Annotated in this window: 21 protein-coding genes and 2 pseudogenes; 15 read left to right on the forward strand and 8 right to left on the reverse strand. The window is 60.5% G+C overall.

Annotated features, from left to right (window positions below; genetic code table 11):
• Positions 1–93 precede the first annotated feature (93 nt).
• Complete coding sequence (locus tag AB8B33_RS12830) at positions 94–612, forward strand: DUF992 domain-containing protein (RefSeq protein WP_439015665.1); 519 nt, start codon at positions 94–96, stop codon at positions 610–612.
• 113 nt (positions 613–725) lie between these two features.
• Here AB8B33_RS12830 and AB8B33_RS12835 read toward each other — a convergent pair whose 3' ends face one another.
• On the reverse strand, positions 726–2,192 hold the full coding sequence (locus tag AB8B33_RS12835) for an MFS transporter (protein ID WP_439015666.1): 1,467 nt from the start codon (positions 2,190–2,192) through the stop codon (positions 726–728).
• A 146-nt stretch (positions 2,193–2,338) separates the two neighbouring features.
• Here AB8B33_RS12835 and AB8B33_RS12840 point away from each other — a divergent pair, with 146 nt between their 5' ends.
• Both AB8B33_RS12840 and AB8B33_RS12845 read left to right on the forward strand, forming a co-directional pair.
• Positions 2,339–3,262, forward strand: coding sequence for a LysR family transcriptional regulator (locus AB8B33_RS12840; protein WP_439015667.1), 924 nt, complete (start codon positions 2,339–2,341; stop codon positions 3,260–3,262).
• Between the two features lie 265 nt (positions 3,263–3,527).
• Complete coding sequence (locus AB8B33_RS12845) at positions 3,528–4,364, forward strand: SDR family NAD(P)-dependent oxidoreductase (RefSeq protein WP_439015668.1); 837 nt, start codon at positions 3,528–3,530, stop codon at positions 4,362–4,364.
• Positions 4,365–4,401: 37 nt separating this feature from the next.
• Here the strand turns inward: AB8B33_RS12845 and AB8B33_RS12850 are convergent, their stop codons facing one another.
• On the reverse strand, positions 4,402–4,941 hold the full coding sequence (locus AB8B33_RS12850; protein WP_113325328.1) for a Pycsar system effector family protein: 540 nt from the start codon (positions 4,939–4,941) through the stop codon (positions 4,402–4,404).
• A 178-nt stretch (positions 4,942–5,119) separates the two neighbouring features.
• On the opposite strand from AB8B33_RS12850, the gene AB8B33_RS12855 reads away from it, so the two are divergent.
• The 4 genes from AB8B33_RS12855 to AB8B33_RS12870 all read left to right on the forward strand — a co-directional run bounded on the left by AB8B33_RS12855 (position 5,120) and on the right by AB8B33_RS12870 (position 12,185).
• Complete coding sequence (locus AB8B33_RS12855) at positions 5,120–8,836, forward strand: FecR domain-containing protein (protein WP_439015669.1); 3,717 nt, start codon at positions 5,120–5,122, stop codon at positions 8,834–8,836.
• The gene (locus tag AB8B33_RS12860) at positions 8,836–10,860 is read left to right on the forward strand and encodes a CHASE2 domain-containing protein (protein WP_439015670.1); all 2,025 of its coding nucleotides are present in this window, start codon (positions 8,836–8,838) and stop codon (positions 10,858–10,860) included. The genes AB8B33_RS12855 and AB8B33_RS12860 overlap by 1 nt, the downstream gene beginning before the upstream one ends.
• Positions 10,861–10,951: 91 nt before the next feature.
• Complete coding sequence (locus tag AB8B33_RS12865) at positions 10,952–11,644, forward strand: fumarylacetoacetate hydrolase family protein (RefSeq protein WP_439015671.1); 693 nt, start codon at positions 10,952–10,954, stop codon at positions 11,642–11,644.
• 10 nt (positions 11,645–11,654) lie between these two features.
• Positions 11,655–12,185 carry a gamma carbonic anhydrase family protein gene (locus tag AB8B33_RS12870; RefSeq protein ID WP_439015672.1) on the forward strand — a complete coding sequence of 177 codons (531 nt, stop codon included), beginning with the start codon at positions 11,655–11,657 and terminating at the stop codon, positions 12,183–12,185.
• Positions 12,186–12,265: 80 nt separating this feature from the next.
• Here AB8B33_RS12870 and AB8B33_RS12875 read toward each other — a convergent pair whose 3' ends face one another.
• A complete protein-coding gene (locus tag AB8B33_RS12875; protein WP_310386632.1) occupies positions 12,266–12,964 on the reverse strand; it encodes a DUF1223 domain-containing protein in 699 nt (232 codons plus the stop codon).
• A gap of 235 nt (positions 12,965–13,199) precedes the next feature.
• Between AB8B33_RS12875 and AB8B33_RS12880 the strand changes: the two genes are divergently transcribed.
• From AB8B33_RS12880 to AB8B33_RS12900, 5 genes and pseudogenes are all read left to right on the forward strand, one after another.
• Entirely contained in the window at positions 13,200–14,060 is an 861-nt protein-coding gene (locus AB8B33_RS12880; RefSeq protein ID WP_113323933.1) for a cytochrome b/b6 domain-containing protein, read from the forward strand.
• Complete coding sequence (locus tag AB8B33_RS12885) at positions 14,057–14,833, forward strand: molybdopterin-binding protein (protein ID WP_439015673.1); 777 nt, start codon at positions 14,057–14,059, stop codon at positions 14,831–14,833. The genes AB8B33_RS12880 and AB8B33_RS12885 overlap by 4 nt, the downstream gene beginning before the upstream one ends.
• A 178-nt stretch (positions 14,834–15,011) precedes the next feature.
• The gene (locus tag AB8B33_RS12890) at positions 15,012–15,284 is read left to right on the forward strand and encodes a hypothetical protein (RefSeq protein ID WP_113323958.1); all 273 of its coding nucleotides are present in this window, start codon (positions 15,012–15,014) and stop codon (positions 15,282–15,284) included.
• A gap of 75 nt (positions 15,285–15,359) precedes the next feature.
• Positions 15,360–15,551: pseudogene (locus tag AB8B33_RS12895) on the forward strand (gamma carbonic anhydrase family protein); the annotation flags it as partial.
• Between the two features lie 167 nt (positions 15,552–15,718).
• Positions 15,719–16,489: a glucose 1-dehydrogenase gene (locus AB8B33_RS12900; protein ID WP_113323959.1), complete on the forward strand. Its 771-nt coding sequence runs from the start codon at positions 15,719–15,721 to the stop codon at positions 16,487–16,489.
• A gap of 81 nt (positions 16,490–16,570) precedes the next feature.
• Here the strand turns inward: AB8B33_RS12900 and AB8B33_RS12905 are convergent, their stop codons facing one another.
• The 3 genes and pseudogenes from AB8B33_RS12905 to AB8B33_RS12915 all read right to left on the reverse strand — a co-directional run bounded on the left by AB8B33_RS12905 (position 16,571) and on the right by AB8B33_RS12915 (position 19,384).
• Positions 16,571–18,094 carry a hypothetical protein gene (locus tag AB8B33_RS12905; RefSeq protein WP_439015674.1) on the reverse strand — a complete coding sequence of 508 codons (1,524 nt, stop codon included), beginning with the start codon at positions 18,092–18,094 and terminating at the stop codon, positions 16,571–16,573.
• A gap of 250 nt (positions 18,095–18,344) precedes the next feature.
• Positions 18,345–18,491: pseudogene (locus AB8B33_RS12910) on the reverse strand (nuclear transport factor 2 family protein); the annotation flags it as partial.
• Positions 18,492–18,643: 152 nt separating this feature from the next.
• Positions 18,644–19,384, reverse strand: coding sequence for an SDR family oxidoreductase (locus AB8B33_RS12915; RefSeq protein ID WP_113323936.1), 741 nt, complete (start codon positions 19,382–19,384; stop codon positions 18,644–18,646).
• Between the two features lie 136 nt (positions 19,385–19,520).
• On the opposite strand from AB8B33_RS12915, the gene AB8B33_RS12920 reads away from it, so the two are divergent.
• A complete protein-coding gene (locus AB8B33_RS12920; protein ID WP_439015675.1) occupies positions 19,521–20,195 on the forward strand; it encodes a TetR/AcrR family transcriptional regulator in 675 nt (224 codons plus the stop codon).
• A gap of 82 nt (positions 20,196–20,277) precedes the next feature.
• On the opposite strand, the gene AB8B33_RS12925 is transcribed toward AB8B33_RS12920, so the two are convergent.
• On the reverse strand, positions 20,278–20,655 hold the full coding sequence (locus tag AB8B33_RS12925) for a nuclear transport factor 2 family protein (protein ID WP_113323960.1): 378 nt from the start codon (positions 20,653–20,655) through the stop codon (positions 20,278–20,280).
• A gap of 114 nt (positions 20,656–20,769) precedes the next feature.
• Here AB8B33_RS12925 and AB8B33_RS12930 point away from each other — a divergent pair, with 114 nt between their 5' ends.
• Together AB8B33_RS12930 and AB8B33_RS12935 are read left to right on the forward strand one after the other, a co-directional pair.
• A complete protein-coding gene (locus AB8B33_RS12930) occupies positions 20,770–21,231 on the forward strand; it encodes a MarR family winged helix-turn-helix transcriptional regulator (protein ID WP_439015676.1) in 462 nt (153 codons plus the stop codon).
• A 167-nt stretch (positions 21,232–21,398) separates the two neighbouring features.
• The gene (locus tag AB8B33_RS12935; RefSeq protein WP_439015677.1) at positions 21,399–21,878 is read left to right on the forward strand and encodes a Rap1a/Tai family immunity protein; all 480 of its coding nucleotides are present in this window, start codon (positions 21,399–21,401) and stop codon (positions 21,876–21,878) included.
• A 121-nt stretch (positions 21,879–21,999) separates the two neighbouring features.
• On the opposite strand, the gene AB8B33_RS12940 is transcribed toward AB8B33_RS12935, so the two are convergent.
• Positions 22,000–23,547, reverse strand: a complete 1,548-nt coding sequence (locus AB8B33_RS12940) for a DHA2 family efflux MFS transporter permease subunit (RefSeq protein ID WP_439015678.1) — start codon at positions 23,545–23,547, stop codon at positions 22,000–22,002.
• Positions 23,548–23,611: the final 64 nt, after the last annotated feature.

Raw genomic sequence — 23,611 nt, forward strand, 5'->3', positions numbered from 1 at the left:
TTGCAGCCCGGTCCGTTTCCTTTCGACGTTTGAACGAAGTGGGGTTGAACGCGTTTATCACGGTCCCCCAAAAGAGTATGGAAGGAAACACTCATGAAGAATCTCGTCATCCTGGCCGCTGCCGCTTCCCTCGGTTTCGTACCCGTGGCCGAGGCCGCGAGCCAGCACAAGCAACCGAAACATGCCGCCCAGCAGGTCGTAAATGAGCCGAGGCAACGTCTCGGGACCCTTTCCTGCGAAGTCGCCGGCGGCGTCGGCATGATCGTCGGCTCGAGCAAGGCAATCGACTGCAGCTTCAAGCAGAACACCGGCAAGGTCGAGCATTATACAGGCACGATCGGCAAGCTCGGTCTCGATGTCGGTGTCACGGGCAAATCCTATCTCAGCTGGATCGTCCTCAACACCGCGCCCACGCGCGTCGGCGATGGCGCTCTCGCCGGCACCTATGTCGGCGCATCGGCCAGCGCGTCCGTTGGCGTCGGCCTCGGGGCAAATGCCCTGGTGGGCGGAAATTCGAAGAATTTCGCATTGCAGCCGCTTAGCGGCGAAACCGGAACTGGCGTGAATCTGGCCGCAGGCGTCTCTCGCCTCCAGCTGAAGGCAACGCGCTAGACCGGACAGGCGGCGGCCAACCGGTCGCCGCCGCTTCATCCAACGAATGTCTCCACTTCACCAGCGCTGTTCATTGGGCTCCATGCCGCCGTGCGAGGAGTTCCAATGACCGGTTACTCGCTCGAATGCAGAGGGGATGCCTGACGAGACAATGTGCTTTGAAGCCACGCGAAAAGAACAAGACTGAGGATCACGGCGATCAGATTGTAAATCGTCGCGACCGCAAAGGCGTATCCGAACTGCTCCAGAGACGTAAGGGCCGAACCAGGCATCATGCCAACGCTGTCCAGAACACTGAAAAAGATGTTTCCGACGATAGCAATTCCAAAGGCAGCGCCGGCTGTTTGCATGGTGCTATAGGCTCCGGATGCCATGCCGGCCTCGCCGTTCGACACGGTCGAAAGGATAAAATTGAGGAAAAGCGGGATTACGATGCCTTGGCCCAACCCGTTGAGGATCAGCGAAATGCCCAGCATGAGAGTGTCATCCCCGCCGTCAAAACCGACAGTGACCGAGAAGAGCAAACCAATCGTGTAGACGAGCATGCCGAGAAACACGGCCCAATGGCCCAATCTCTTCGCGACGGACTCCGACAAAAGGGAACCGGCAAAGAAGGCGACCGTTGACGGAACGAAAATTGCGCCAGCCTCAAGGGCGCTTCGTCCGAGACCGACCTGCAAAAATATCGTCAAGGACAGCGAGAAGGAGCTGATCGTGGAGAAAAACAGGAAGGCCGTGATAATTCCCAATGTAAATCCATTCCTTGTGAAGAGCGAAATATCAATGACCGGGACGCCGCCTTTTCTGGCCAGCTGGATCTCATACCAGGCGAAATAAACGAACAGAGGCAGCGACATGAAAGGTCCGACAATCGCCCACCAGGGCCAGTGATGTTCACGCCCGACCATCAACGGGAACAGGAACAGACTGAGTGCCGAAGCTCCCAGAGCCGCGCCTCCGATATCCAACTTGCTCGACAAGGCTTCTTTCGTTTCAACGATCATCCACCGTCCCGCGACCAGCGCATAGAGCGCCACCGGCAGATTGACCAGGAAGACAAGACGCCAGCCAAGATCGCCGACGTCCATTGCTATCAGATACCCTCCGATAACCTGCGATGCCGCGCCTGCCACGCCTTGCACGGCTCCCATTATCGCGAAGGCTCGCCGGCGAGCATCGCCCTCGAAAAGGAGCCGCACCGATGCATAGATCTGCGGCATCATAAGCGCCGCTCCGATGCCCTGGATCACACGTGAGCCGATAAGCAGCCATGGAGATGGTGCAAGGGCACACAATAGGGAACCAAGTGCGAAGGTCGCCATGCCAAAAAGAAATAGGCGACGACGTCCGAAGAGATCCCCCAAACGCGCGCCATTCAGGAGCATTGCGCCAAACGGAACATCATAAGCCACCATTATGAGCTGTAGTTCCGCGTTTGAAGCGTGAAGCTCGCGCTGAATGTCAGGCAATGCCACGTTGACGATGAAAAGGTCGAGAATAGTCAGAAAACATCCCGTCAAAAGAACCGCAAGGGAGGACCACGATCCGGCTTTTCCGACTTCAACTGTTGCCACACTCATTTGAGTTTCCGTTTTGCTGTTGCGTTCCCGCAAAACCATCACCTGGTCGGTACGTCGTTGACGTGCATGATATTTTTTCTTGAATATCGATCAATTGGGGAGCATTTCATTTCTCAACGGACAAAATTTCCTCAATGCAGGTACAGATGAAAAGCCTCACGAGCATCGCAGCTTTCATTTACGCTGCTGAGCAACAAAACTACGTGGCTGCGGCCCGCATTATCGGCATTTCGCCGTCCGCGATTGCAAAGGCGATCGTGCGCCTCGAGGGCCATCTGGGCGTACGTCTATTCAATCGCACGACCCGAAGCGTCAGTCTGACGGAGGAAGGGGCTCTTTTTTACGAACGCTGCAAGCACATCATCAACGACTTGAACGATGCCGAAGCGACCATCGTTCAAAGCAGGGAACGGCCGAGAGGCCGCCTCCGGGTCAGCGTTCCCCACATTGTGGGCCATCATCTTTTAATGCCCATTCTGCCGGCTTTCGCAGCGAAATTTCCGGAAATCGAGTTGGATATCGATTTTGAGGACCACGTCGTCGATCTGGTCACAGAAGGAATTGATGTTGCTATCCGCAGCGGCGACCTGGCTGATTCAGGGCTGATCGCACGGCCTTTGGGCGAGCAGCATTTCGTGATTTGCGGAAGCCCCAGATATCTTGGTCGTCATGGACAGCCCGAAACGCCAAACGACCTCGCGCGACACGCATGCATCCACTTCAAATACCCGTCCAGCGGCCGGATCGCACCGTGGGCTTTCGCGCCCGCTCACGACCGTTTCATGTTACCGCGGGGCCTGACAATCAACAATTCGGATGCCGCACTGCAAGCAGCTCTGGATGATATGGGATTGGTTCACTTGCCGGTCTATGTGGCACGACCTCGGATCGAAGACGGCAGCCTGGTTCCCGTTCTCACCTCATGCATGGCACAATTCGGCTCCCTCTCCCTCCTCTGGCCCTCCAACCGACAGCTTCTGCCGAAGGTCCGCGCTTTTGTGGATACCGTCGTTGAGGAGCTTGCGGCTAAACCTGAAGTCTTTCGACCGTTCACAATGAAAAAAAGCTAGGGCGGCAACGCTTCCGTGCGATCGGTCCTAGCTTGCCGACGAAGTACCGGGAACAGACGCTTCGTCTACGATCTGGCAAACGCCAATGAGCGAAATCGTGCCACGCTACTTGGAAAGAAAACTGTAGGCGGTTTGCCGCACTCAATGTTTGATGCACAATCACACGGCGGCGCCGTACTTTGCCAGGCCCCCAGATATACCGCAGTCCAAATGCGCGCTCACCAGCCGCGCCTGAAAACAGCCACTGTATAGGAGGTTAGCCAACATGAAAGATGTCATCGCGTTGGTAACGGGTGCAAGCCGCGGTGTCGGCCGCGGGATTGCGCTTGCCCTGCTCGCCGAGGGAGCCACGGTGCACGTTACCGGCAGGACGCGTTCCGAGGCGAGCCTTGAAGGCATACGCGCGGGATCGCTGGAAGGGCTCGAGCTCGAGGCTGCGAACCTGCCCGGGCGCGTTCTTATTCATCAGTGCGACCACAGCAAGGACACTGAGACCGAGCGCGTGGCCGAAGAGATCAGAGCCGGCAACAGGCTGGATATTCTGGTGAACAATGCATGGCCCGGCTATGAAAACATGGTTGAGGATGGCGATTTTACTTGGCCCCGCGCCTTCTGGGAGCAGCCCCTCTGGCGGTGGGACGCGATGATGGGCACCGCGCTGAGGGCGGCTTTCATGATGTCGCGTGCAGTCGCACCTCTCATGATCTCGGCGCAGCGCGGCCTGATCGTCAATATCTCATTCTGGGCAGGGCAATTCTACGATGGCAACGCGATCTATGGGATGGCCAAGGCTGCTGCCGACAAGATGGCTGCAGACTTCGCGCATGATCTGCGCCCGCACCATGTCGCCGCTGTCGCGCTCTATCCCGGCCTGGTGCGCACCGAAGCCGTGATGCAGAACGCCGAATATTTCGACCTGTCCAATTCCGAGTCACCGCAATTCATCGGCCACGTCATATCGGGACTTTGGCGAGACCCGGCGCTGGTGTCGAAATCCGGAAAAGTCCTGGTCGCGGCCGAGCTCGGCCAGGAATACGATATCGCCGACATCAACGGCTATAAGCCTGTTCCCCTCACCGCGGCGGACTTTGCCAAAAGCTGAAGTGATGCTGGCAGCGACGGCAAACCGGACCTTGGACTCAGGCTGCCACCAGCAACAACACATAAGCCACGACCGTCACCATCAGCCCCCGAAAGGCAATCGTCACGAACCGGTATTTGCTCCGGGCGATGTGCGAGAGAATGTCGGCATTTTCCACATACTGGTCGAAGAGATAGCGCTCGTCACGCCGGATCGCCGCCTCGAAGAAGGTATCGCGATGTCTGGGCCATGCCCCCCAGAACATCGATGTGGATTTGTCGAGCCGCCGCGGCAGTACCACGAGGATGGCCGACAGAATCGAAAAGACCGAGGCTGCGGCCAGGAGCCCGGAGAAGAGAATGGCCTGCGGGGTGCCCTGCGCATAGCGCGCCCAGGTGAAGACTGCCCTTACTTCGACGGAGCTCACAAGAAAGGCGAGCATGAAAGTAAAGATATAAGCGGCCTTCTGATCCGATATTTTGATCTGATCATAGAATATGTCGTTGATTTTCTTGATATGGTCGAAATATTCCGAGCCAATATCCTCTGTCGACGGAGAGCTGGAGGGCAGCTCCGCAAAATTTTCAAACTCGCTCAAAGGAAATCCCACCCCGCAATAGTGTTTCCCTAATAATACACTTGCTTACGAAAGCAAGAACACATGTGCAGTCAGCTTGACTTTTACACCGCGGTTGGCCAAAGGGGGAAAAGATGCGGGGGTATCTGAAATGTCGGGGCTGAGGTCTTTTCTGTGCGCAAGTACATCTCTTGCGCTCATGTCAACATTACTTTCATTTCCGGTTGCAGCCGAGCCGCTGCAGCGCCCCACCCCGGTTGCAGGCTCGGTCATCGCCCGCAAGACCGGCGAGGAAGTACGCTTCGTCGATGTCAGCAACTGGCGCGTCGTCGACCTCAACCAGGACCTCCTGGATGGAGACGTGCTGCGCACCAATGCCACCGGCCAGCTCGCCATTCTCTTTTCCGATCACACACAGATCCGCCTCGGCCGCAATTCCGCGCTGCAGGTCAAGAAGATGTCGCAGACCGGCGACACGATCCTCAACCTGCAGTCCGGCACGATCTGGGCCCGCGCGCAGCGCGGCGGTCAGGGCCTGACGGTCGAAACCCCCGCCGCCGCGGCCGCTATCCGCGGCACGGACTGGACCATGACCGTCGAGGGCGCCAAGACCTCGATGATCGTGCTCGAAGGCCGCGTCTCGCTCACGAACCCGCAGGGCAGCGTCGATGTCAACGAAGGCGAAGGGGCTGTGGCCACCATCGGCCAGGCGCCCCGCAAGCTCGTCATCGTCACGCCTGACGATCGCGAACAGATGCTTTTCTATCTGAACCTGCGCGATGGCTTCGGGCTGATGCCCACTTCGCCGCTGCCGGCTGGCCGCATGGCGTCCGAACGCCGCCGCGTGATGGCGCTGCCGCCCGAGCGGCGCACGACGGAAGACTGGCTGACGCTCGCAGAGTTGCAGAGCGCCTTTGACGGACGGCAGGTTGCAGCTGCAACGTTGCAGGCGTTGCGCGGCCGCAAGCTGACCGTCGCCCAGCAGGCGCGCGTCGACCTGATCGAGGCGACCATCGCTGGCTCCGAAAAGCGCTACGCCGATGCTGCCAGGCTTTTTGAAAAGGCCGCGCCGCATCTCGATGCCGATAGACGCAACATGGCGCAATATGGCGGCTATTTCGCCCGCTCGCTCGCCGACCCCGCCCATGTCGAGCAGCCGCCGGCGGCCTCCGTCGGCGTCTATGGCGCCATCATGCAGGCCTATACGGTGGGTTTCCTGCAGAATCCGCGTGCCGCCATCGAGATCATCAGGCAGGCGGAAAAGCGCTATCCCAATGATCCCACCCTGCCGGCGATGCGCGCCCAGCTTGCCCAGCTCATCGATGACCGGGTGCAGATGAAGGAAGCGGCCGATCGCTCGCTGGCGCTCGATCCCGATCATCCGATCGGCCTTGCCGCCCGTGCCGGCTATAAGGCTGCCTATGAGAGCGATATCAAGGGTGCGCTCGCAGACCTGAACCGCGCCATCGAACTTGCGCCTGGCGCTTCCGGCTCGCTCAATTCCATGGGCCTGCTGCAGAGCGCCCGCGATGCCCATGGCGAAGCCGAAAAGGCATTCCTGAAGGCGATCGAACTCGATCCGCAGGATCCCGTGCCGCATGCGAATCTCGCGATCCTCTATCTCGACCAGTCGCGCATGAAGGAAGCCAAGCGCGAGATCGATACCGCGCTCGCCGTCGATCCCTCCTTCGATATCGCGCTTCTTGCCCGGGGTCGCTACTACCTGCAGACAGGCGAGCGCGACAAGGCGCTGGAAGACCTGCTTGCCGCCAGCACAGCCAATCCGGCCCATTCGCAATCGCAGCTGATGCTTGCCGCCGCCCATTACGAAAAGGGCGACCGCCTGCCCTTCAACCAGGCGCTCGACAATGCCGACCGACTGGACAAGAACGATCCAGTCATCTCCTCCTTCCGCACCGCCGTCGATATCGACGACTACAATGCCGATGGCGCGATCAGGAATGCCCAGGAATTCCTGCGCCGCTCGCGCGCCCGAGGCGGCGATTATATCGGCCTCGGCGCCAATGAGGATGCCGGCTCGACGCTGAACAACGCCTTCCGCCTGCAGGGCCTGGATGCCTGGGGCCGCTACTATGGCGATGCCGTCTTCAACCCCTTCGAAGGCACCGGCTATACCGACCAGTCGATCAAGGGCAGCATCTTCCCCTTCGTCAACGCCACCAGCTTCAGCGATGACAGCGTCAGCCAGTACCGCGCCAATACGTCGAGCTTCTCCTCGCTCTTCCAGGGCCTTCTGCTCGATCCGCATATGCTCTCCGGCCGCTCGCGCTCGGCAAATATCCTGCGCACGCCCTTCATCGAAGGCTCCGTCGGCGGCGGTATCAACAGCGTCGACGGCCACACTCGCCGCACCGGCGAGGCAGAAATACAGGGATTTTCTAACGAGACGATCCCGATCAGTTTCTTCGGCAACCTGACATGGGAAGAGCTGGCGCTCGACGGTGACTACCGCGATTTCGGCGGGTTCAAGCTGGAAAAGAAACTTCTGACGGGCAACGCCTACCTGACGGCGACGCTGACGCCAGATGACCGAGTCGTCAGCTTCGTCAATCACGCCAAGAGCTACGGCCCCCTGAACGCGTTGACGACCAGCACTGCGCTAACCGACCGCCTGAACGACGAACTCTTCATTCCGCTCGGGATTCCGATCCCGACAGAGGATTTGCCGCTTTACAGAAACCGCTACGACGAAGCCGAAACGACAAATGCCGGCATCGGCTGGAGCCACACTTTCGGCTACAGGAACGTGCTCAACGCCGCGCTCCTCTATTCCGAGAGCAAGGCAAAAATAGCTTATGATCTTACCTTTGACGCCTCCTCCATCACCGGCGCTCCGCCGCCCGATCTGTTTCCGTTCGCAGAAGCAAACCAGGAAACGTCATCCAAGACCTATATTGCCGCAATCAGCCACAGCATCGGCGACGATACGCTGACATGGCGATATGGCATTGAGGGCGGCTGGATCGATGCCAGGAACGAAAGCTTCTTCCATCTCGACACCCTCGTGCCGGGGTTTGTCGATGAAGTGACTGTTGGCCCCGATGAAGCGAGCAACCGCGTCAATATCGGCCGCGCCTATGTCGATGTCCTGCACGAGATCACGCCGGATCTGAAGGGCGAATATGCGCTTTTCGGCACACGGCTCGAAGGCGATGGCGTCGATGTCAGCCGGCTGGAGCCGCGCTTCGGCCTTGCCTGGACGCCGGTCCAAAACCACTGGCTGCGCGCAGCCTTCATGCGCCAGAGCCTGGATACAGGCGTTCCGACACTGGCGCCGGTCGGTATCCTCGGCCTGCAGGCCAATCAATATTCGCTCGGCTTTGACGGTTATGCCGATACGGTGGCGCTGGAGTGGGATGCCGAATGGACCGACAAGTTCTTTACCTCGGTCGAATACCAGCATCAGGAACTGCATGATTTCTCGATCGACCTGCCGTTGATCGCGCTTCCGGCGGTCGACAGCCTGCCGCTGTCGCGCGGCAGCATCGATCGTGCCGCCGTCACCGCCAACCTCGCGCTCGGCAACGGCTTCGGCCTTTCCGCCACCTATGCCTACATGGATTCCGAGAACAAGGACCCGTTGGAGCCGAACTTCGGCGGCAACCTGCCCTATATTCCGACGAATTCCGGCCAGATCGCACTGACTTGGGTCAACGAGGCCAAGGTCAAGGCGACGCTCGCCGCCAACTATATCGGCGAACGCGATGGCGATGATCTCGGCACCAAGCTCGACGATTACTGGAGCCTCGACGCGCATCTGATCTGGGAGCCCTTCGACAAGCGCATCGCGCTCGAAGCCGCAGCCTACAACCTCCTCGACGAGGACTTCGAGATCACCCCCGGCGTGCCCGGCTGGGGCCGCGCCTTCAAGGGCAGCCTGAAGATCCGCTTCTGATGATGGCGCGCCCGGCCGCCCTGCAACGGCTTCAGGCAGAGCGCCCGATCGAGACGCGCTCGTCGCAGCGCCCGCCCGGCTGGCCCTTCTCGAGCCGCGGCATCCGTCTTCTCGTGCTGGCGCTGGTCACGCTGATCACCATTTCGCTGATCTCGCGCCTGCCCGCCTGGACGCTGACGGAGCTGCGCACCTTCGACTATCTCTCGACGGTCGATGACCCAACACCGCCGGCCGATGGCCCGATCATCGTGGCGATCGACGAACCGGCGCTTGCCGATATCAACGCCCAGTGGCCCTGGCCGCGCAGCCTGCATGCCGAGCTCGTCAAACAGCTGCGCGCTGCCGGCGCAAGAGCCATAGCGCTCGATATCATCATGGCCGAGCCTTCGACGGCAGAAAACGATGAGGCCATCACCGCTGCCGTCGGCCCCGATGTCGTGCTCGCCGGCGATGAAACGTTGATCAAGACGCCCCAGGCCGACCAGCTGCTGCGCACCACGCCGCTGCCGCAGATGACGGATGCCGGCGCGCGCACCGGCATCGCCTCCATTACCCTGAATGGCGACGGCATCTTCCGCAATATTCCATCCTATGAGGATGGCTTTGCCATGGAGCTCGCCAAGGCTGCGGGCATCAAGGCGCTGCATCTGCCGGCAGGCTCCCTCATCCAGTCCTTCGGCCCGGCCCGCAGCTATCCCACCGTTTCCTACTATCAAGCGCTCGACCCGAAGAATTTCCTGCCGCCCGATATCTTCAAGGGTCGCGTCGTATTGGTCGGCCTCAGCCTGCAGAACGCCCCCGAGATCGATCAGGGCGGCGCCGATGCCTATGCCACGCCCTACACCGTGCACACCGGCAAGCTGATCTCCGGCGTCGAGGTGCAGGCCACTATCTACGACAATATCGTCCACGGTCTGGCGATATCAGAAGCCGGCCTGCTGCCGGTCGCAATCTGCATCCTCATATCAGTCATTCTGGCCGCGATAACGGTCTGGAAGTCCACGAGCTGGCGCACGCTGGTCGCGACCGCCGCCGCCGTGCTCGCCTTTGCGGCAGCGAGCTATGCCGGCATCCGCTTCGGCCATGTCTTCGTCTCGCCGCTTGGGCCGACCGTTGCCTTCGTGGCCGTCGCCTTCGGCCAGGCCGCCTTCGATTATACCGAGGAGCGCCGCCAGAAGCGCCAGATCACACTGGCCTTCGCCCAATATATCTCGCCCGATCTCGTCAAGCGCCTGTCGAACGATCCCTCGCAGCTGAAGCTCGGCGGCGAGCGGCGCACGCTCTCGGTCCTGTTTTCGGATGTGCGCGGCTTCACCACCATTGCCGAAACCATGAAGGACGATCCCGAGCAGCTGACGGCGCTGATCAACCGCCTGCTGACGCCGCTATCGGATGTGGTCATGGATCACGGCGGCACGATCGACAAATATATGGGCGATTGCATCATGGCCTTCTGGAATGCGCCGCTCGATGACCCCGATCATGCCCTGCATGCGGTCAAGGCCTCGATTGCCATGCAGGATGCGATCGCGACACTGAACCGCGAACTGGAGCGCGAAGCCGCCGCCACCGGCCGGCCGCTGCATATCCTCAAAATGGGCGTCGGCATCAACACCGGCGACTGCATCGTCGGCAATATGGGCTCCACCCGCCGCTTCGACTATTCCTGCCTCGGCGACAGCGTCAATCTCGCATCTCGTCTGGAAGGTGCTTCGAAGAATTACGGCGTCGCCCTGCTGCTCGGCGAGGAAACCGCCCGCCTCGTCAGCGAGCGTTACACCGTGGTCGAGCTAGACCGCATCATCGTCAAGGGCCGCACCGTCCCCTCGCCTGTCTTCACCGTGCTCTACGGCTCGCACCGCGCGGTGCTCCCCGATCACAACGCCTTCCTCGAAGCCAGATATGCGGGCCGGCTCACCGTCTCCGATGCGGCCTTCGAAACCCTGTCGAAAGCCATTCCGGAGCTTTCGGCCTATTACGCATTGATGCGCAGCAACCTCGCGCAGGACGACGCGGCCCCATAAAGCAATTCCAGCAAAAGTGTGGAGCGGTTTTGCGCGACATGCTTTACGATGTCGCCAGACTCGCCAGATCAATCAGCCAAGAAGTCCCGCCATGTCCCTTCCCGCCACTGTCATCCCCCTGCCACAGCCGGTTCTCCTGCCCGTCGAAGGCAGCGCCGAGGCCTTCCCGGTCCGCCGCGTCTATTGCGTCGGCCGCAATTATGCGGATCACGCCATCGAAATGGGCCATGATCCGAACCGCGAGCCGCCCTTCTTCTTCCAGAAGAATGCCGACAATCTCTTCGCCGGCAAGGATTTCCCCTATCCGCCGCTGTCGAATGACGTGCATTTCGAGGTCGAATGCGTGCTGGCCCTGAAGGCCGGCGGCGCCGATATTTCAGCCGAAAAGGCGCTCGACTGCATCTATGGCTACGGCGTCGGCATCGATTTCACCCGCCGCGACCTGCAGGCCGAAGCCAAGAAGCTCGGCCGCCCCTGGGAGCTCGCCAAGGCCTTCGAATATTCCGCCCCAGTCTCGTCCCTCGTCCCGGCAAGCCGCCTCGGCCATCCCGCCAACGGCCGTGTCTGGCTGGAGGTGAATGGCGTCAAAAAGCAGGATGGCGACTTAAACCAGATGATCTGGAAAGTCCCGGAAATCATTGCAGAGCTTTCGAAACTCTTCGTTCTCGCCCCCGGCGATGTCATCATGACCGGCACGCCGGCGGGTGTCGCCGCCATCAACAAGGGCGACAGCATCTCCTGCGGCGTCGACGGCATCGCGACACTGTCGCTGAAAGTGGTCTGAGGAGACGGAAATGGCGATCTACGCGCTCGGAGGCCTGAAACCAAAACTGCCACCCCACGGCACCTTCTGGATCGGCCCCGACGCGCATGTGATCGGCCATGTCGAGCTTGCCGAAGAGGTCGGCATCTGGTTCGGCGCAGTGCTGCGCGGCGACAACGAACCCATCGTGATCGGCAAGGCCACCAACCTGCAGGAAGGCGTCATGGTCCACACAGACCCCGGCTTCCCAACTACGATCGGCGAGGATTGCACCATCGGGCACCACGCCATCATCCATGGCTGCACGATCGGCAACAACTCCCTTGTCGGCATGGGCGCCACGATCCTGAACGGCGCCAGGATCGGTAACAATTGCCTCGTCGGCGCCAATGCGCTCATCACCGAAGGCAAGGAATTCCCCGACAACTCCCTGATCGTCGGCTCGCCCGCCAAGGCGATCCGCACCTTGGACGATGAGGCGGTCGCCAAGATCACCCAATCCGCGAAGAAATATGTCGGTAACTGGCAGCGCTTCGCACGGGATCTCGAGCGGATCGATTGAAAATCGACCGCGGGCGGATCGACTACCGTCGACCGCGGGATCGCAGGCGACCGCGGGAGGATCAGGCAGTGAGCCGGTTTTCAGTCGGTCGTTGCGGCGAGAATCCTGCCGCCTTTCGGCTCCTGGACGATGATGGCGCTCTTCAGGTCGCCAGCTGCGGCCGGGATCGGCAGCTTCAACATTTTGCCGTCCCAGGTGCCGAGACGCGTCAACTCGTGCACGACATGGGCGTGCGGCAATGTCTCGCCGGCATTCTCGCCTCTGGCGACCGGAACCTGCACGGTGCCCGGAGCATAGCGGACGAGCCACACGTCGGCAGCGGCGGTCCGGCCCTTCGCAGCGTCGATGACAGCCACGTTCCGGGCTAGCGCGATCCCGGGGCCGGACGGCGCGGGCTCGGACGCGATCACGCGCCAGATCTCGTTCAGATCATAGCCGACGGTCGACTGGTGGCCGTTGACCACCATCTGCGGCGTGAAAGGGCCGGATTGGCCGAGTGCGGGCTCATAGGTTACCTGCCGGTCGGTGAATTCCTTCTTCCCGAAAATGTCCTTCCATCCAAGATAGTCCCAATAAGTCACCGAGAAGCTCAAGGCGAGCACGTTCGGATCGTTGCTGAGCTTGACGAGATTGGCATTGGCCGGAGGGCATGAGGAACAGCCCTGGCTGGTGAACAGTTCGACGACTGCAGGCGACTGCCCAGCGGAGGCCTGAACGGTGGAACCAAGAGCAAAGACTGCTGCGATGATCGCAAGATTGAACGCAACTGAATGTTTCATGGCGGTGCTCCCTGATGATCTGCATCTCGTTCTTCTTCGCAGGTGGAACGCCATTCGTTACAGCTTCACGCACTTGTGACGGCGTCGGCCGGATGTCCGGAAAGCCGCGCCGCCAGCCTTTCCCGCCGGCAGGTTCCCGGCTGCAAAGAAAAAACTTCGGGACGCCTGTAACAAATCCCGCTTCGCCTACGTACATGCTGTAGGGGCGTGACGGTACCGGACATCGAAAACGATCATGGCAACACTCGACGATCACAGCCAGGCCACTCCAACAGGCCCGATGACCACAGTCATCCGCCGGCACTCGCTGGCGACCCGCGTGACACACTGGATCAACGTTCTCTGTCTCAGCCTTCTTTTGATGAGCGGGCTGCAGATTTTCAATGCCCACCCGGCGCTTTACTGGGGCCAGTACGGTGCGGATGCAGATCCGTCCTGGCTGTCGATAAGTGCCGTCGATGAGGATGGCGGCACGCGCGGCGTGCTTCGCATCGGCAATCTGCAGATCACGACAACAGGCATTCTCGGCGTTTCGGGAACGGGCGATGACGCGACCGAGCGTGGCTTCCCTTCCTGGATCACCATTCCGAGCTATCAGGATCTCGCAACCGGCCGCCGCTGGCATCTGTTCTTTGCCTGGCTCTTCGTCATCAACGGATCGATCTATGCGCTCATCGGCTTTCTGTCAGGCCATTTCCGCCGCGATCTCGCGCCGAGCGGCGAAGAGATCTCGCCGCACCATCTGGGGCAGGAGATCGCCGACCACGCGCGCCTGCGCTTCCCCAGAGGTGAAAAGGCAAAGCATTACAATGTGCTGCAGAAGCTCGCCTACCTGATCGTCATCTTCATCCTGCTGCCGCTGATGTTTGCAACGGGCTTGACCATGTCACCCGGCATGGATGCCGGCTATCCCTTCCTGCTCGACCTCTTCGGCGGCAGGCAAACGGCCCGGTCGATCCACTTCATCTGCGCCTGGTCGATCGTCCTCTTCGTTTTCGTGCATATCGCCATGGTGATCCTGTCCGGCCTCTGGAACAACATGCGCTCGATGATAACGGGCCGTTACGTGATCGAAACCGAAAGGGACGATCGATGACCTTCTCCATCACACGCCGCCGCCTGTTGATCGGATCGGCTGCCGGCCTCGGCGCTTTCGGCCTCACCGGCTGCGACGATGTCGTCCAGAACTCCAATGTCCAGTCCGTTCTCGAAATGGCCGAGACGCTGACGATGAAAAGCCAGCGGCTACTCGTTCCCAAGGACAAGCTGGCGCGCGAATATTCCGAAGCCGATATCTCGCCGACATTCCGGCCGAACGGTACGAGCCAGCCAGACAGCGAAGCCTATGCGCAGATGATGGCAACCGGCTTCGCCGACTGGCGACTGAAGATTGACGGGTTGGTAGAGCGTCCCGTCGAGCTTTCGCTCGCAGATCTGAAGAAGCTGCCGTCACGCACCCAGATCACCCGTCACGACTGCGTCGAGGGCTGGAGCGCCATCGGCAAGTGGACGGGCGCGCCCCTTGGACCGCTCCTGCAGAGCGTGGGGCTGAAGCCTGAGGCCCGCTATGCCGTCTTCTACTGCGCAGATCAGCTCGAACAGACGCTGGACGGCAGCGGAACCTACTACGAGAGCATAGATCTCATCGACGCCTTCCACCCGCAGACAATCCTCGCCTACCAGATGAACGGCAAGGATCTGGAGGTCGCCCACGGCGCCCCGCTTCGCCTGCGCGTCGAGCGCCAGCTTGGCTACAAGCATGCCAAATACCTGATGCGGATCGAGATGAAGGACAGCTTCGCCGGCCTGTGGGGCGGCAAGGGCGGCTTCTGGGAAGACCGGGGCTACGAGTGGTACGCGGGAATCTAGAGCAATTCCAGCAAAAGTGCGTAGCGGTTTTGCGTCCGGAATTGCGTGAAAACAAAGAGATAGAGTGTTTCCGTGATTCGAAGAAAAACGGAAACACTCTAGGCACCCGTGCCTGCGGACAGTCTTGCCGCGCGACAGTCTTGCAAAGGGCAATGGCGCCCACAAGGAGGAGAAGGTCATGTTGAAAGGCACAGTAGCAGCAATCGTTCTGGCAGCGGCTTTCGCGCTGCCCGCCTTTGCAGAGGACGCGATGATGTCGGCGAAATGCGACAAGGCTTCGATGATGAAAATGGAGGCCAACATGGATGCCATGAAGGATCCTGCCATGAAGACAAAAAAGGAAATGGCGTCCAAGGAAATGATGATGGCCAAGGATTCCATGAAGGCCAACAAGATGGAAGAATGCAAGATGCACATGGAAAAAGCCATGAAAAGCATGAGCAACATGTGAAGCGTGTCAGAGCGATGCGGGCGGCCCTGGGGCTGCCCGTGCCGGCATCGGCATGAACGCCGCTGCACGATCGGCAACTGCCTCGTCGGCGCCAATGCCCTCATCACCGAAGGCAAGGAATTCCCCGACAATTCCCTGATCGTCGGCTCAGCCGCCAAGGCCATCCGCACGCTGGACGACGAGGCGGTCGCGAAGATCACTCAGTCCGCGAAGAAACATGTCGGCAACTGGCAGCGCTTTGCGCGGGATCTGGAGCGGATCGATTAGCTTGTGCCGGATATGGGCAAAGCAGCCCTGATGCGTCGGCGCAATCCGTGGGGCAAGCAACGGTCGGGCTGCCCGAGACGCCGGGGAAGCTCATTGGTATGCGCGGAACATCTGGCATCCGCACGCCGACGCTGCCATAAATGAGCTTCATCGAGGGAGGCATCATGATGCAGAAGAACGCGCCGGACTTCAGCCTTGCGGGCAAGGTGACTTTGGTGACGGGAGCGAGCCGTGGCATCGGTAGGGCTTGCGCACTTGCCTGTGCCGCAGCAGGCTCCGATATTGTTTTGGGTGTCCGTGATGTCGCAGCCTCGGCGGACCTGGTTGCCGAAATCGAGGGCGCGGGACGAAAAGTTCTCCCTGTCGAACTGGACATTCCCAATAAGGCCCATATCGCACAAGCCGTCGACGCGGCGCTTGCTACGTTCGGTCGGATCGACGTTCTCGTCAACAACGTCGGCGTGGCTCCGGGTAATCTCGCGGAACTCGTTGAGGAGAAGGACCTTGACGAGATACTCGATGTCAACATCAAGGGCACCTTTCTGATGACGCAGGCAGTGGGCCGTCACATGATCAAGCGCAATGGGGGCCGGATCATCAACATCAGCTCACAGGCCGGTACCGTGGCACTGCGTGGCGAGGCAATCTATTGCATGAGCAAGGCGGCAATCAATCACCTCACGCGCTGCCTTGCAGCCGAATGGGCACGCTACGATGTCACCGTAAATACCGTATCGCCGACGTTCATTCACACCGACGGTACAGCACCTTTTCTATCCGATGCCGACAATCGCAAAGCGACGCTCGGTCACATTCCACTCGGTCGAATCGGTGAAACCGATGATGTGGTGGGTGCCGTAGTCTTCCTTGCATCACCGGCTGCGAGCCTGATCACCGGCGCGAACCTGCTGGTGGACGGTGGATGGTCCGTCGCCTGAGGCCGAGGCGGCTCCTGCAGCAAAAGTCTTATGCAAACGAGAGCAACTACTCGTGCTGCCTCCCCTCCTGGGTTTGGCGGCCTATCGCTGCAGTTTTGGGCGCACGGTGATTTCCACGCCGGCCGCATTCGTCACGCTCGCTTGCGCGGTCACCCGATCGAGAAAGTCCTGGCGGAAAGGCGGGGGATCGCCTGGATTGACGAACAGCTTGCCGAAATTGACTGCGATGTGCTTTCGGTCGATTTCCCCCACGATCCGCTTGCATTGCTTGATATCAGCCTCATAGGCGGCATCCATGACCAGCTCGACCGCCATGACGCTGAGGTCGTCGGTCTGGTCGTAGCCGCGGCGAGCCCAGTCCTCCTCAGTCGGCGAAGCGCCGGGCGGCGTCAGCGGCGGATCGCCCACGAAGGCGAAGACGGCGCGCACCTTGCCGAAGTAAACCCCGTTGCCGTCCTCGTTCCACACCTCCAGGACAGAGCCGGCAGTACGGTACTTCAGCGTTCCATTGCCGCCGGTATAGAAGCTCGAAAGCTGGTCCTGCGGCGGACCGACATAGGCATCCACCGCCTCGAACATGACAGTGACGCTGCCGTCGCCGTCCTTGAGCAATTGGCCGTCGATGAACCAGCGCACCTCCGAGATCGGTCCGCCCTTCAGCAGGTGAAGGTCGTAACGTGTCGTCGTCTTCAGTCGGTAGGCCAGCGCGCTATACTGTTTCTCGGGGAACCAGCAGACCCGCATCTTGACCTGAACTTGGCGATCGAGCCGCCGCTCGACAGAAGTCACTGCCGAATCCAGCCTTGCCAGATTGACGGGCGTCGCGGACGCGTGGCCCTTTGCGAGATAGTCGGCTTCGTCGTCGGTAAACTTCATCTCGAAGTCACGCGCCGCCGCGCTCAATTCGTTTCCTAGGAAGACCACCGCATCGATGCCGAGCAGGTCGTCAGGATCGATAATCTCGTCCAGCCCGGCGGCATCGGATAGCGCATCGCGCAGTGGGCCGGAAATTGCGTCCTTCACCGCCCCGGTGATCGCCTTGACCGCGTTCTTGCGTGCGGCAGCGTCTCCCAGCCGGTCGAGCCGCGTCTGGATCCCGTCTATCGGGGCCACCACCATGCCGTTCGCGTCGCGCGACAATTCGCTGTCGTACCCGCCGGCGATCAGCTTCGTCAGCTCGGCTGACAGCGCAGGTCCGAACACCTTGTTGAATTTCTTGTGCCCCGCCTCCGATGTGCTGGGCGAGAATGCGTCCTGATCCCAGAGCAAGGCGACCATTCCTGCCAGACCTGGAAACCAGCCGCCTATCGGCAGCAAGGCTGGCCGAAGACGGAATGACCGCGTCCCCAACGCCGCCGGTATCGGCAGCGTCGCCGGCGCGTTCACATCACCGGTGCCAAGCAGCCACGGGCTCGCCGGAGCGCCCTCGAATGTCTTTACCCCGACCGAAGGCAATATGCTGCCGGGCGGCGGCGCACCGATCGTATCCGCATCGGCCTTGAAACCCAGTATCCACATGTAAGGCTCGTCACCCCCGGAGTCCTCGGTGGTGCGTACCTGCAGCTGAAAAAGCGCGAAGGTGACATCGATTTCCGTCGGTCGCATAGCAAAGACCTTTCCCAGACATGCTCTGCAGCTTGGGTTGAATCATCGGATGCTTTGAAATGGACGAATGCAAATAAATGCTGAACGCACAAATAGCATGGACCGCCGATCAATTCTAGAAAAAGGTGCAGACGGCTCTGGCAACGACCACGGCTGCCCGGGTATCGGGCTTTCCCTGAAAACATCCAGATTGTATGGCCCCTGGCAGCACTTTCCTCCGCAACTTGACGCAGCTGCCACCATTCACGACCTAGCTTGCATCCCCGATATCAAAGCGAACGATCCTGTCGCCCTCCATACGGAAGATGTGCGTCACAGTCTTGTCCTTCAGGCCATGACTTTGCCCCTCCAGCGGCCGGCCATTCAGATCGAATATCTTCTGGATCACCTCGACTGACTGCCGACTACCGGATCAGCTTGCGCTGGGGGGATCGACCATTGCCGATAAGGCGGGCGGCGACCTATGGCATGCATCTCCTCTGCCAGCGCCTTTGAAGGATGCGGAAAAGGCCGGCATCGGCCAGCCTCTTCCTGCCACTGTCAGCGCCCTCAGGTGTTCAAGCCACCATCCACATTGAGGACGGCGCCCGTGATGTTCCTTGCGGCAGGACTTGCCAGGAAGGCCACCGCAGCGGCTACATCCTGCGGCTCGCCATAGCGGCCGAGCGGTATCAGGGCGCGCTGGAAGTCGGCAAATTCCCCGTCGGCCGGGTTCATCTCCGTATTGGTTGATCCCGGCTGGATCAGGTTGACGGTCACATCCCGAGGTCCGAGTTCGCGGGCGAGACCGCGCGTGAAGGACTGCAGCGCGGATTTCGTCATGAAATACACCGTGCCGGTGTCTCCAACGATGCGTTCGGCGCCGGCCGAGCCGATATTGATGACGCGGCCTCCGGCTTGCAGATGGGGAATGGCGGCCTGCGCGGCGAGCACCGGCGAGCGCACATTGACATCAAGCAGCGCATCGATCTGCGCGACGCTGAAGCCGGCAATCGTATCGTAAAGCGCGATGGCGGCATTGTTGACGAGAATGTCGAGACCGCCAAGCGCGCGAGCCGCCTCCTCCACCGAGCGCTTCACGGCCGCCGGATCGGCGCTGTCGGCCTGGATTGCAAATCCCCGCCTGCCCTTGCCCTCGATAGCGCGAACGACCTCGGCGGCGCGATCGGCCGAGCGTTCATAGGTAATGGCGACATCGGCGCCCTTTTCGGCGAGCGCCACCGCAATGGCGGCACCGATCCCACGCGATGCGCCCGTCACGAGAGCACGTTTTCCAGCGAGTTCAGTCATCAATCGTCCCTTTCTGTATTGATCGACACAGAATTAGCTAGGGACGCTGAACACACCCGTCAAGAGTATTGTATCGATCGACACAAAATATCTCGAACCGTTGTCGAGGCGCGCCGGCGGGTTTATATAGTGACCGATGCAGAAATCCGACCAGACGCCGCAAGCCCAGGATACGACAGCTAACGAGACGACAGCCACCCGCACCCGCGGGCGGCCGCGCGCCTTCGATCGGGAAGCTGCGCTCGCCAAGGCGACCCGCCTGTTCTGGGAAAAGGGTTTCGAGGCGACGTCGATCAGCGACCTTACCGAGGCGATGGGCATCGGATCGCCAAGCCTCTACGCGGCCTTCGGCTCGAAGGAGGCGCTTTATGCCGAGGCATTGGACTACTACCACGAGACCAACGAGGCGCTTATCTGGGCAGGCTTTCGCGCCGCCCGCACGGCGCGCGAAGCCGTCAAGGCGCTTCTCATGGACTCGGCGGCGGTCCTGACCGGCTCCGTCGTCGATATTCCCCTCGGCTGCATGGTGTCCCTCTCCTCGGTCGGCAGCGAAGGCCATGCCGAACTCGGCGAACTGGTGCGAACCGCCCGCGCCGTCACGCTCGACCTTCTGAAACGGCGCCTGAGCCAGGCGGTATCGGCAGGTGAAATTCCAGCCTCGACCGACATCCACGGCCTCGCCCGTTTCATGCAGACCGTCCAGAACGGCATGTCGATCCTCGCCCGCGATGGAGCAAGCCGCAGCGAACTGGAATCCGTGGCCGAGGTCTCGATGCTCGGATGGGACGCCCGCACGGGAGGACGATCATAGCGCGACGACCGGCATGAGCCGGAAGTGATCATGAGGCGGCAGACATGGCGTAAGCCGACGCGAGATGACCGCCCTTCTCAGCTTAATCCGCCTCGCCGATGTCGAAGCGGATAATCCTGTCGCCCTCCATGCGGAAGATGTGCGTCACAGTCTTGTCCTTCAGGCCATGACTTTGCCCCTCCAGCGGCTTGCCATCGAGATCGAATACCGTCTGGATCACCTCGACCTCTATGGCACCATCGTCCGCCTGCCGAAATGCGACCGGCTCGACATGCGGGCTGACGATCGCCCATTGGCGTGTCCAGTAATCCCGAACCGCCTCGCGCCCATGAACATGGCCGCCCTCCATGCCGTTCGCCCAGGCGACATCATGTGCCAACGCCGCAAGCACTCCGTCGATATCCCGCACATTGAAGCGCTCATAGATGTGCTTGATCAGCTGCGTCTGTTTTTCCGACATGCTGTTTCCTCTCCACAACCTAGCGGGGTTCGACCGACATTGACCAACACGGCCAGCGCAGTTACATATGTGCATATGTAGTTTATAGTCAACGGCAGGCAAGGAGCAAATGGAATGAGTGAAGACGTGCTTTTCACGCCGGGGCATCTCATCAGCCTCGCGGCGCGAGGCTTCGCCCGCCTCAGCGAGTCACGTCTGAAACCGCTCGGCTTCGGCATCGGGCAATTGCCGGTTCTGGTGGCGCTGAAAAACGGCAAGGCAAGCACGCAGCGCGACCTCGCCCGTTTCGCCAAAGTGGAACAGCCGCCGATGGCGCAAATGCTCGCGCGCATGGAGCGAGATGGCTTGATCGAGCGCACATCCGACCCGGCGGACGGTCGAAGCAGCCACATCATGTTGACGGAGGCCGCGCAGGAACGCATGCCCGAAGCAATCGCGACCTTGTTTCAGGGGAATCGTGAGGCGCTAAATGGCTTCACACACGCGGAGACGGAACAACTCATAACCTTGCTGACGCGGTTGATTGCAAATCTGGATAAAATTGCGAGTGCCGATCCGCCCCGACGCTATCCGTGACTGGTGGCTACATTGCAGCCAACAGCAAAACCCATCGCGCCTAAATCAACCGCGCTGGCAATTTACAACCACATTCGCGGGCAAAAACGCAGGCAGGCGAAACTGGTGTTGACGGCAACCTGGGATATCGGAATAAGTCACTCGACTATAGTTGTGCGGATTTAACAATGCGATTTCGACTAACAATTTTGCTCGCTTTTTTTGTGACCTTTTCTCCTTCATTCAGCGCAGCCGATCCACGGCCCGGAGAAGTCATCTGGGAGGCTGAAACGGGTGAAATGCTGCTAAACGATTGCAATCCTTACATTCGAATATTGAACGAGGATTTCGAAGGCATGACTGCGAAAGACTATTTTCACGCCGGTCTATGCAAGGGTTCGATAGATGCAGCGTACGACACCATGGCCCTCAATAGGGATCTCTTCAAGGGCGCAGCCGATCGGCCCGTCTTCTGCGTCAGTCACACGGTTTCATCGGCAAGGATGGCAAAAACGATTGTCGCTTACGGTGATGCGCACCCGGAATTTCAAAAAGTGAACGCGCAATCCCTGATCGGCTGGGCACTCGCCGATGCCTATCCATGCCCCGCCGCGGAATGGGTGGAAGAACCCGGCGTCTGTAAAGGCAATGATGAAAATTGCGGATAAGTGCGGGAAACGCCGCGAAAGATGGAAGCCCGTTGAAGTTTAGATCTCGATCGACATAGATGGCAACAAGACTGCTTCGAACCCGCAATACTCGCGCGTCATCCGGTCACCACCCTGCCCTTCACCCGGCCGTCGCCGCCACCTTCTTCGCAAACGGCACCCACAGCAGCGCACAAGCCGTCAGCACCGCAACCACCATCCACGCCTCGTTGAGCGCCTGAACGGTTGCCGCCGTCTGCACCAGCGGATCGAGCATCGACGTCGTATCGGCATCGAACTCTCCCTGATGCCCCGCAATCGCCTGCAGTGGCGCACCGACGAATGCCGCAACGTCCACATCCCCCGCTTTCAGCCGGTTCCAAATGCCGTCCCCGAGTGGTTCCGAGCGGGTGTAGACAACAGTGTCGATCAGCGCGATGCCGATTGCGCCGCCGAGGTTGCGCATCAGGTTGAACAAGCCGCTGGCATCGGGAATGCGCTCCGGCGGTAAAGTGCCGAGCGCGAGCCGCGTCGGCGGCAGCAGGCAGAACATGATGGCGATGCCGCGGATGATCTGCGGCCAGAACATCGCGTCATAATCGGTCTGCGGATCCTGAAAGGCGCTCATGCCGATGCCGATGGCAAAGAGCGTAAAGCCCGCCGCAGACAGCAACCGGGCATCCATCCGCTTTTCCAGGGCCACCGCGATAGGCGCGGTGACGAGCTGGGCAATGCCCGTCACCAGCATCGTCATGCCGATTTCGAGAGCATTGTGGCCACGCACGAAGGCGAGAAACACAGGCATGAGATAGACCGAGCCGAAGAGGCCGATGCCGAGAATGAAGCTCATTGCCGAGCCGGCCAGAAAGTTCCTGTCGCGGAAATTCCGGAGCTCGACCAGGGGTATGCGTCGGCGCAGCGAGCGCCATGCGAACACGAATCCCGAGACCGCCGACAGGCCGATAAGGCCAGCGACATAAAGCGAGGTCCAGCCGCTCGTCGGCGCCTCCTTGAGGCCGAGTTCGAGTGCGGCAAGGCTCCCCGCCATCAGCAGCAGTGACAGGGCATCAAGATGCCACAGCTCGGAGAGGTTGACGCCCTCCCGAGGAAGCGAGCGCATGGCGACGAGCGCTGCCACAATACCGGGAATGATATTGATCAGGAACAGCCAGTGCCACGAATAGGTCTCCGTCAGCCAGCCGCCGACGATAGGCCCGACGGTCGGCGCGAGAACCGCAAGAACGCCGGCAATCGTCGTCGCAAGCGCCTGGCGCTCATCGGGAAACAGGATGAAGACCGCCGAAAACACCGAGGGGATCAGCGTGCCGCCGGAAAAGCCCTGAATGACCCGCCAGGCGACGAGCCCGCCAAAACTGTCGCTCGCCGCACAGCCCGCCGAGGCGATCACGAACAGCGACAGCGACGTCACGAAGAGCCAGCGCATCGTCAGCAGGCGGGTGAGAAAACCCGTCAGCGGTATCGCCACCACTTCGGCGATGAGATAGGCGGTCTGCACCCAGCTCATCTGATCCGGATGGATATCGAGCGCGGACTGGATGGTCGGAAGCGATGTCGCGACGACCTGAACGTCCAGGATCGCCATGAACATGCCGAGGCACATCGCCAGAAAGCCGATCCATCTGAGGTGAGATGGAGCTGCCGATAAAACGAGTTCAGACCGGTCGGGCATGGAATGGTCCTAGAGCGGTTCCAGCAAAAGTGCGCAGCGGTTTTGCGTCCGGAATTGCGTGAAA

It is taken from the genome of Rhizobium sp. 768_B6_N1_8, assembly GCF_051811225.1.
Classification (GTDB): Bacteria; Pseudomonadota; Alphaproteobacteria; order Rhizobiales; family Rhizobiaceae; genus Rhizobium.

Excerpts from the sequence above, each read along its gene's own strand:
- AB8B33_RS12915 (WP_113323936.1), bottom strand. The coding sequence starts at position 19,384 with ATGACTGAACTCGCTGGAAAACGTGCTCTCGTGACGGGCGCATCGCGT.
- AB8B33_RS12925 (WP_113323960.1), bottom strand. The coding sequence starts at position 20,655 with ATGTCGGAAAAACAGACGCAGCTGATCAAGCACATCTATGAGCGCTTC.
- AB8B33_RS12900 (WP_113323959.1), top strand. The coding sequence starts at position 15,719 with ATGCAGAAGAACGCGCCGGACTTCAGCCTTGCGGGCAAGGTGACTTTG.
- AB8B33_RS12880 (WP_113323933.1), top strand. The coding sequence starts at position 13,200 with ATGGCAACACTCGACGATCACAGCCAGGCCACTCCAACAGGCCCGATG.
- AB8B33_RS12855 (WP_439015669.1), top strand. The coding sequence starts at position 5,120 with ATGTCAACATTACTTTCATTTCCGGTTGCAGCCGAGCCGCTGCAGCGC.
- AB8B33_RS12830 (WP_439015665.1), top strand. The coding sequence starts at position 94 with ATGAAGAATCTCGTCATCCTGGCCGCTGCCGCTTCCCTCGGTTTCGTA.
- AB8B33_RS12930 (WP_439015676.1), top strand. The coding sequence starts at position 20,770 with ATGAGTGAAGACGTGCTTTTCACGCCGGGGCATCTCATCAGCCTCGCG.
- AB8B33_RS12935 (WP_439015677.1), top strand. The coding sequence starts at position 21,399 with ATGCGATTTCGACTAACAATTTTGCTCGCTTTTTTTGTGACCTTTTCT.
- AB8B33_RS12890 (WP_113323958.1), top strand. The coding sequence starts at position 15,012 with ATGTTGAAAGGCACAGTAGCAGCAATCGTTCTGGCAGCGGCTTTCGCG.
- AB8B33_RS12860 (WP_439015670.1), top strand. The coding sequence starts at position 8,836 with ATGATGGCGCGCCCGGCCGCCCTGCAACGGCTTCAGGCAGAGCGCCCG.
- AB8B33_RS12920 (WP_439015675.1), top strand. The coding sequence starts at position 19,521 with ATGCAGAAATCCGACCAGACGCCGCAAGCCCAGGATACGACAGCTAAC.
- AB8B33_RS12845 (WP_439015668.1), top strand. The coding sequence starts at position 3,528 with ATGAAAGATGTCATCGCGTTGGTAACGGGTGCAAGCCGCGGTGTCGGC.
- AB8B33_RS12905 (WP_439015674.1), bottom strand. The coding sequence starts at position 18,094 with ATGCGACCGACGGAAATCGATGTCACCTTCGCGCTTTTTCAGCTGCAG.
- AB8B33_RS12835 (WP_439015666.1), bottom strand. The coding sequence starts at position 2,192 with ATGAGTGTGGCAACAGTTGAAGTCGGAAAAGCCGGATCGTGGTCCTCC.
- AB8B33_RS12840 (WP_439015667.1), top strand. The coding sequence starts at position 2,339 with ATGAAAAGCCTCACGAGCATCGCAGCTTTCATTTACGCTGCTGAGCAA.
- AB8B33_RS12865 (WP_439015671.1), top strand. The coding sequence starts at position 10,952 with ATGTCCCTTCCCGCCACTGTCATCCCCCTGCCACAGCCGGTTCTCCTG.
- AB8B33_RS12870 (WP_439015672.1), top strand. The coding sequence starts at position 11,655 with ATGGCGATCTACGCGCTCGGAGGCCTGAAACCAAAACTGCCACCCCAC.
- AB8B33_RS12940 (WP_439015678.1), bottom strand. The coding sequence starts at position 23,547 with ATGCCCGACCGGTCTGAACTCGTTTTATCGGCAGCTCCATCTCACCTC.
- AB8B33_RS12885 (WP_439015673.1), top strand. The coding sequence starts at position 14,057 with ATGACCTTCTCCATCACACGCCGCCGCCTGTTGATCGGATCGGCTGCC.
- AB8B33_RS12875 (WP_310386632.1), bottom strand. The coding sequence starts at position 12,964 with ATGAAACATTCAGTTGCGTTCAATCTTGCGATCATCGCAGCAGTCTTT.